Origin of the sequence: Streptomyces spinosus (genome assembly GCF_020400655.1) — a bacterium.
GTDB classification, from domain to species: domain Bacteria; phylum Actinomycetota; class Actinomycetes; order Streptomycetales; family Streptomycetaceae; genus Streptomyces; species Streptomyces argyrophylli.
Genome location: NZ_JAINRC010000060.1, coordinates 1 through 853 on the forward strand (window position 1 = coordinate 1; position 853 = coordinate 853).

General features: G+C 68.9%; 1 protein-coding gene. It reads left to right on the forward strand.

The window, feature by feature from the left end; genetic code table 11:
- On the forward strand, positions 1-853 hold an 853-nt coding region (locus tag LG395_RS40895), incomplete at both ends, for an alpha-amylase family protein (RefSeq protein ID WP_505016514.1).

Below are 853 nucleotides of genomic sequence, written 5' to 3' on the forward strand. Positions count from 1 at the left end.
CGGCTCGTGGTACGAGTTCTTCCCGCGTTCGGAGGGCACCGCCGAGGAGCCGCACGGCACCTTCCGCACCGCCGCGCGCCGGCTGGGGCCGATCGCGGACATGGGCTTCGACGTCGTCTACCTCCCGCCGATCCACCCCATCGGGACCACCTTCCGCAAGGGCCGCAACAACACCCTCACCGCCGGCCCCGACGACGTCGGCGTGCCCTGGGCGATCGGCTCCCCGGAGGGTGGCCACGACGCCGTGCACCCCGCCCTGGGCACCATCGAGGACTTCGACTTCTTCGTCGCCGAGGCCGGGAAGCTGGGTCTGGAGATCGCCCTGGACTTCGCGTTGCAGTGCTCGCCCGACCACCCCTGGGTGCACAAGTACCCGCAGTGGTTCCACCACCGCCCCGACGGGAGCATCGCCTACGCCGAGAACCCGCCGAAGAAGTACCAGGACATCTACCCCATCGCGTTCGACGCCGACATGGACGGCCTGGTCGCCGAGACCGTGCGGGTGCTGCGGCACTGGATGGGACACGGGGTGCGGATCTTCCGCGTGGACAACCCGCACACCAAGCCGGTGGTGTTCTGGGAACGGGTGATCGCGGAGGTCAACCGCCGCGACCCGGACGTGATCTTCCTGGCGGAGGCGTTCACCCGCCCGGCGATGATGCACACCCTCGCCCAGATCGGTTTCCAGCAGTCCTACACGTACTTCACCTGGCGCAACACCAAGCAGGAGCTGACCGAGTACCTGACGGAGCTGTCGGGTGAGGCGGCGGCCTGGATGCGGCCGAACTTCTTCGCCAACACCCCCGACATCCTGCACGCCTACCTCCAGCACGGCGGACGCCCCGCCTTCGAG